4 protein-coding genes, 3 pseudogenes and 1 riboswitch are annotated in these 7,332 nt (G+C 60.0%); of the genes and pseudogenes, 2 read left to right on the top strand and 5 right to left on the bottom strand.

The window, feature by feature from the left end; translation table 11 throughout:
• A pseudogene (locus tag ACWGTO_RS32390) lies at positions 1 to 495 on the bottom strand (type IV secretory system conjugative DNA transfer family protein); the annotation flags it as partial.
• A gap of 447 nt (positions 496 to 942) precedes the next feature.
• Here ACWGTO_RS32390 and ACWGTO_RS32385 point away from each other — a divergent pair.
• Positions 943 to 1,155, top strand: a pseudogene (locus ACWGTO_RS32385) (IS3 family transposase); the annotation flags it as partial.
• 1,583 nt (positions 1,156 to 2,738) lie between these two features.
• Here ACWGTO_RS32385 and ACWGTO_RS32380 read toward each other — a convergent pair.
• From ACWGTO_RS32380 to ACWGTO_RS32365, 4 genes are all read right to left on the bottom strand, one after another.
• A complete protein-coding gene (locus ACWGTO_RS32380; protein ID WP_454578795.1) occupies positions 2,739 to 2,951 on the bottom strand; it encodes a hypothetical protein in 213 nt (70 codons plus the stop codon).
• Positions 2,948 to 3,289, bottom strand: coding sequence for a DUF3307 domain-containing protein (locus ACWGTO_RS32375; RefSeq protein WP_454578794.1), 342 nt, complete (start codon positions 3,287 to 3,289; stop codon positions 2,948 to 2,950). Before ACWGTO_RS32375 ends, ACWGTO_RS32380 begins: the two co-directional genes overlap by 4 nt.
• Before the next feature lies 1 nt (position 3,290).
• Positions 3,291 to 3,539: a hypothetical protein gene (locus tag ACWGTO_RS32370; RefSeq protein ID WP_454578793.1), complete on the bottom strand. Its 249-nt coding sequence runs from the start codon at positions 3,537 to 3,539 to the stop codon at positions 3,291 to 3,293.
• Positions 3,540 to 3,933: 394 nt separating this feature from the next.
• Entirely contained in the window at positions 3,934 to 5,892 is a 1,959-nt protein-coding gene (locus tag ACWGTO_RS32365) for a potassium transporter Kup (protein WP_454578792.1), read from the bottom strand.
• Between the two features lie 557 nt (positions 5,893 to 6,449).
• Positions 6,450 to 6,563, top strand: a riboswitch (TPP riboswitch).
• Positions 6,564 to 6,665: 102 nt separating this feature from the next.
• Here ACWGTO_RS32365 and ACWGTO_RS32360 point away from each other — a divergent pair.
• A pseudogene (locus tag ACWGTO_RS32360) lies at positions 6,666 to 7,332 on the top strand (phosphomethylpyrimidine synthase ThiC); the annotation flags it as partial.

Raw genomic sequence — 7,332 nt, 5'->3', positions numbered from 1 at the left:
CCTGCATGACCCAATGCTCAGCGGCGCTCGAACCACAAGGCTCATGAATAGGACGGGCTAGCGGGTTGTATGCGGCTGACGCAGCGTGGGTTGGGTCGAACAGCAGCACACGGCCGAAACGTGCTCGCCAGCCAGCGGTGAGTTCCCAATTTTCACGCTTGATGTCGTGAACGATTGCGCTTCCCGGCCAAGTTAGCAGAGATGGCACGACCAGCCCGACGCCCTTGCCGCTTCGGGTCGGCGCGAAGCACAGGACATGCTCCGGGCCATCGTGGCGAAGGTAGTCCAAATTAAGGTTGCCGAGAACCACGCCGTCGGGGCCGAGCAGGCTGCGGCTTCGATCTCCTTTCGCACAGCCCAGCGCGCCGAGCCGTACGTTGCCACGTATTTGGCCTCCCGCGCTCGCCATAGCGACATGCCGATAGCAACAACAATCGCGATGAAACTGCCGCTCGCCGCGATCAGCGCGCCTTCAACAAAGACCGTCGGTGCATAAAAAGACTTGCGATCTGCGCTGAGCATTTGTTCCTCTACGAAGAATTTGAGGAGCCCGCGAAAACGGTTGGCGAACTTCGAATGGGCGGGATCGACACGGCCCCGGTCGATCACAGTCGACAGTGCCCTGATGACCCATGGCAATCGCAAGGTCCCGCCCGCAGGGAGATTCACCGCTTGCACTCGCTCATGCATTTCGGTCTCAGGGAACTGGACGGATGCTTCGCCGTCCAGAAGAAACTCTCGCCGGTGGCCACCGATAATAGAAACGCGTTGGGAGGCGGGACAAGTGGCCCTGGCGCAGGGACGTTCCCCGGCCGCACGATGGTGCAGACTTATCTAATGAGTTTAACGCGAATGTTAAACGTGAACGGATTGAGCCTGTGACCCTGCGATCTCAATGCAGTGCTCGCCCGCTGACCTCGCCTCCGCTCCTGTCGAAAACGCTCAATGAGCCGGTCGGGCCACGTCTGGGACAATCTTGATGGAAGCTTCTTCTCGCCGTTGAAAACCGAGCGGACGGCCCGCAAGATTTACAGGGCGAGGGATAACGCCGGGGCGATGTGTTTCGATTAGACTCGAGCGCTTCTACAACCCTCGGCCAAGGCACTCGACTATCTGAGCCCTGTCGAATTCAAGCGACAAGCTGTCCTAGCTTAACTTCATGTCCGAACAGCCTGTAGCAGGCTGACGCCCCAGACGCTTCAGGGGTTTGAGTCTACGGTGCAGGCTTCATCTGCTACGCGCTTCACCCTGCGGGCAGCAGACTGCGAAGCCTCCACTGGCGCGAACTGCTCGCGACGGCGGGTTGATCGCGGGACCTGTCCGCCATTTCTGGCACAGGAACCGTGCAATCGGCTCGTGTATGTCGCGCCGCCCCTCTCGTGACCGCATCATTGCCCTCGTCCTCTTTCAGCCGGCCGTTCCTCCCGACCGCCGGTTCGATGATGATGATCCCCTGTCGAGAATAGTCTTTGTTGTCGCGCATGGCGGTCTGAGCCGTCTCGTGGTCGTTCACTAGCCTCGCAACGAGATGTCAGAGGCATTGAAGCTCCGCGCTACACATCGGTGTTGTTGGTTTCGACCTGACCCTGACGATTTGACACGCTCAGCTCAATTGAGCGTTGTCCGAACCATCGGCCGCGAAAGCTAAGCGGCGCCATTCTACCGTGCGATGACCGTAATGAATATGACAGGGCAGACCACAATAAGCAGGTTCGGGCTGAAGACTTTTTAGCGAACTCGCAAAAAAGGAAACGACAGCTCTTCCAGTTTGCAAATCGCAGCCGGGACTCGTTTTTAATGAGAGGGTAGCCAGCCATTTGCCGCTTCCGTTAGTTATCCGCCCCGCAACGTTATGTGGCTGCCCTTCAAGAGCCGGACGCTAAGGTGTCCGATGACGCCACGCTGAGTGAGTTCGCCGTGCCGAACATCCGCGGGAGCGTCGCGGGCGCTGGTATAGATCCACCTTGTGCGCGCTGGTCGACATCGGCCTCAAGGCGGAAAATGAGGGTGTCGTTCTCTCTTGAGCCGCACCGTCCTCGTCGCTTGGAGGAGACGAGGGGCTACTCTGTATCGCAAACGTAGGAGCGACGGCCGGTGATTGGCCGCGCCGCATGGCCGAGAAGGCGCTGACCGCCGGCGTCCAGGAAGCCTAGGTCCAGAGCGTCTCGATAGGCTCCGTCGACGACCTGGTCGGGCCATGGGCATGAGGCGGCAGCTCTTGGTGTTCGAAGATCCGATCGATCCGCTCATTGAGCCCGTGAACGTCGGTTTTCGTGCCACGGACGGGCGCGATGATCTGCTCATTCGTCTCTCGCATACCGGCCTTCGTGATGTCTGGGTCTCAGCGAAGTGCAGCTTGTAGTCGGCGAGTTGCGCCTAGACCGGGGCAGCGAGAGCAGCGGAGGCCGCCTTAATGGTACCCTCAACCTTGGCGATTCGGATGGCACCTTGGATCCGCCGCCAGAAAACCCAGGGCACTGGATGATGGCAAAGACGAGAAGCTGTTCTAACCGAAGTGTGTCGGATCGTCCTGGCGCGTCCGAATGTCCCAGCCACGCGGGGCGCCGTTTTCGTTGGAAGCTGTGACTGCAGCGACCGTCGCAGCAGACAGGCTTGCGACTTCGACTTTTGTCGACCGGATCGGATGTTTAACGCGCAGAATGTGCCGCCCGACTTTCTGGCCGGGGCGAGCGCGAGAAGACCCGTCAGAGTTATTGCTTTGACCGTTTGGCCAGTCCCTAACTGTTGGCGTCCGGAGCGCGGCCGGCCACGGAACCATCGATCTGCTCGCCTTCGGTTGTGGCCTTGGTGCCCGCGCGATCTGATTGAGCACGTTCAGCCTTGGCCCCGGTGACGCGTCCATGCATCCACGCGACGGCGGCGCCAATAATGCCGGCTCCGACCGCGAGGATGATCGGGTTGGTAAACAGGAATGCGAGTAAAGCAGTCATGAGAATGTTCCCCAATGTATCAGGATTACCACCCAGCAGAGTTTACAGGACATGTGCAGAGATTGGTCCATGTCGTAAGAAATCCGCCCCATGCACTTGGCATCGTCGATGAGGCCGTGAGCGACGAACTCTGCGACACCGAGCGCGAGACTGCCGGTTATCAGGCCGACTACACCGCCGTGGATTGCCGCGTGAGATAGAAGGCCATGGTACCAGGGAACGCCCGGAATCGGGTTGGCGCGGTTCTTAGCCCTGGCAAGGAAATCGCTCTGAAGCGGATAGTCAGCCAGTGCGTGACCGGCCAGAAGAAGCGCAATCGTGGTTAGTAACGCGGTCATCTCACTGCACCTTGCCGATGCTGGGGTTACTGCCGAGAGTGGGATCGTCCCGGTGCCGCGGGTAATCGGTCAGCACGCCGACCGACCGCATGTCGGTCGGGGGCCATTTTGGCAACACGTAGCGTTGGAACAGGCCGGGGTCGAGCGAGAGGAGGACGCGGACCACGACGCCGCTGAAGGCCTGTAGGCGGGCCAAGAAAATGGGCTCGCTTTTGAGGAAGAAGGTTTTGATCTTGGTCCACATGGTCATTCGGCTTTCTCAGAAAATTCGCGCAGCAATCCGCCGGCTTGTCGGCGGTAAGCGGAACGGCGACGGTCTTGCCTTCGATTGTCAGTGAGTAGCGGATAGTCCTGCATGGATCCCCTTCTTGCGCTGCCATGTTGCGGTGATTGTTGCAGTGCTCGTCGCCGGGAGTGCACCGGCCAGTTGGCCTTTCTCCGCAGCGGAGCAGGCCGAGCGCAAGTGGACGTTTCGTCCGGTCCGATGCTGGAGGTCGCGTAGTTCACGCCGGCGCGTACATCGATGCGGCTTTTGGCGGTCCCGCCGTGGATCAGAACTTGGGGCAGGACGAACTCGGTTTATGAGTTGCAACGTAGTGCAAGTGCCCTGGCAAGGACGTTGATCGTGCAAATCGAGGCGAGAGCTAGACAACCACCTGCGTACCGATTTCTACCACACGTCCGGTTGGAATCTGGAAATATTCGGTGGCGTCGGCCGCCGTGCGCGCCAGGCCGATGAACAGCTTGTCCTGCCACACCGGCATGCCGGAATTGGGTGATGCCTTGAGCGAGCGCCGCGACAGGAAGAATGACGTCGTCATGATGTCGAACTTCCAGCCCTGCTTGCGGCAAATCGCCAGCGCGCGCGGGATGTTGGGCTGCTCCATGTAGCCGAAGGTCAGCGTCACCCGCATGAACAACTCGTTGACCGTCTCCATCCTCACCCGGTCGCTGTCGGGGACCAGCGGCTGCGGTGCCGTGACAACCGACAGAATGACATTCTGCTCGTGCAGCACCTTGTAGTGCTTCAGGCTGTGCATCAGCGCCGTCGGCGCGCTTTGCGGATCGCTGGTCAGGAACACGGCGGTGCCGGACACCAGTTGCGGCTTTTTCTTCAAAAGATTGCCGGCGAGGAAATCGAGCGGGATCTCGTTGCGGCGGGTCTTGTCGAAGAGATAGCGGCTGCCGCGCACCCAGGTCCACATGCCCAGCACGATGGTGAAGGCCACGACCAGCGACGCCCAGCCGCCTTCGAACACCTTGACGATGTTGGAGGCGAAGAAGCCGATATCGATCAAGGCAAACAGCACGGTAAGCGGGATCGCCACCGACAGCTTCCACTTCCAGATACGGGTCATGACGACATAGAGCAGCACCGTCGTCACCAGCATGTTGCCGGTCACCGAGATGCCGTAGGCGGAAGCCAGCTTGCTCGATTCGCCGAAGCCGACCACCAGCATCATCACCACCAGGGCCAGCAAAAGGTTGACGCGCGGCATGTAGATCTGGCCGGACTGCTTTTCCGACGTGTGCAGGATTTCCAGCCGCGGCAGCATGTTGAGCTGCACCGCCTGGCGGGTCAGCGAAAAGGCCCCCGAAATGACCGCCTGGCTGGCAATGACGGTAGCCGCCGTCGCCAGCACCACCATGGGGATCAGCACCCAACCTTCGTTCATTTCGAAGAATGGGTGGCCAACCACGCCGTTCTTCGCCAGCACGAAGGCGCCCTGGCCGGCATAATTCAACAGCAGGCAGGGGAAGACGATCGAAAGCCAGGCAAGCACGATCGGTTTGCGGCCGAAATGGCCGAGATCGGCATAGAGCGCTTCGGCGCCGGTGACGGCGAGGAAGATGGCGCCGATAGTAACGAAGGCGACGTCGGGCGAATGGATCAGAAAGGCAACGATGTAGTGTGGGCTCACCGCCCACAGGATTTCCGGATCGGCAATGATGTGCTTGAGGCCGGAAAGGCCGATGGCCAGGAACCAGATCGCGGTCACCGGGCCGAAGACCAGTCCCACGCCGCCGGTGCCGAAACGCTGAACCGCGAACACCATGGCCAGGATGACCAGCGTCAGCGGCACGACATAGGGCTGGAAGGTGGGGGTGACGACATTCATGCCCTCGACCGCCGACAGCACCGAAATCGCCGGCGTAATGACGGCGTCACCGAAAAACAGCGAGGCACCGACGATGCCTACGCCCAGGATCAGCGCCGAGCGCTTGGGGAAACTGCCGCGCGCCAGCGCCATCAGCGACAGCACGCCCCCCTCGCCGCGGTTGTCGGCGCGCAGCACGAACATGATGTATTTTACCGTGACGGTAATGGTCAGCGACCATATGATCAGCGACATCACGCCGAAAATATCTGCAGGGTCAGCGATGTTGCCGCCAGACGAGGCATGCAGCGCTTCGCGGAACGCATAGATTGGGCTCGTCCCGATATCGCCATAGACCACACCAAGTGCGCCAAGCATCAACAACTGAGTACTTTGTGCATGAGCCGAGCCGAGATGTTCCGCTAGTTCCCCACCGTCACAATTGTTGGCAGATTCCACGACAGCCATTCGTATGCTCCCATGGGTGCTGCGCTCTAGAGCCAACGCAATTCTGCATTTGCGAGGCGCGCCCCTTGCAATGGGTAGCCTCGGCCGATTGGGCGTGCGACGCGAAGAGGGAGGATCTCGCTGCACTGCCGCTATCGGCCGAGGCGTCAGGTAATTGCTAGCAGAGACTGCCATCTTGAAGTCGACCGGCACGTCACCCGGTCGGTTTTCACATCAACAGACCATCAGCAATCTATAACGCCTAATTTTTACGCAATACCAAAGCACCTCTGGCTATTACACTCTAACAATCGAAATTCTATTATAAATCTATACGAAATACCGAGCTTCATGCAGTAATTTACCTCGATGAACTTGAGGATCCGAATATCGACTGGCGATTGTTGGAAGTCAATATTTTCATGGTTTCAGATGTAGCATTTCGGAAGGCTTGTCATAGAACATGAGTGTCCAGATTTGCGTCATCTCGTGACGACAGAATCGCGCGCGGACGACCCGTCCGCATCCTGAACACGGGAGCGTTCCGCCTGCCTTTGACCTTCCACCGCGGCCTGAAGGCGCTTGACAAACGGGCACCGGCCCGGTCCAATCGAGGCATTCACCAGGGGAGTCCCGGCAAGGGGCTGAGATACTGCTGGCTTTGCGGCGCAGTGACCCGTAACCTGATCCAGTTCATACTGGCGTAGGGACGGTGCGAGCGCTTGCGGGAATTCATGCCCGAGGATTTGTTTCGGGCGGGTCAGCAAGGCGTCTTTTCATCCTTCCGGCACAGAGCTGGGTCTCCAATGCAACGAGCAAAGGAGCCTCAAATGAATGCCTTGACCCCCCACCGTATCGACCGGACCGCTGCCGGCGTCGCGCAAGATCCACAAATCCGGCGTCCTCCATTCACAGATCGGGGTGCCAATGCGGGAGATCGCGGTCCACCCGACTGCCGGTGAGCCGCCGGTGACGGTCTACGATCCGTCAGGCCCCTACACCGACCCCGCGATTGAAACTGACATCGAAAAGGGTCTTGCCCGCCTTCGGCAGGACTGGATCGCCGCTCGCGGCGATGTCGTGCCTATGACGGCCGCCATGTCAGGCCGGAGGACAACGGATTTGCGACAGGAGAGCGCCTGACGCGGGAATTTCCGATCCGAAGCCGTCCGCTGAGAGCCAAGGCCGGCAAGGCCGTCACCCAGCTCGCCTATGCGCGCGCCGGCATGATCACGCCCGAGATGGAGTTCGTCGCCATCCGCGAGAACCTCGGCCGCGAGGCCCTGCTCGGCAAGCTTGAGCGCGACGGCGAAGCCTTCGGCGCGGCAATCCCCGACTTCGTCACCCCGGAATTCGTGCGCGACGAGGTGGCGCGTGGACGGGCCATAATCCCTGCCAACATCAATCATCCCGAGAGCGAGCCGATGGTTATCGGTCGCAATTTCCTGGTCAAGATCAACGCCAATATCGGCAATTCGGCGGTCACCTCGTCGATGA

The organism is Mesorhizobium sp. PL10 (assembly GCF_053714315.1).
This window is presented reverse-complemented; position numbering and strand designations above follow the sequence as displayed.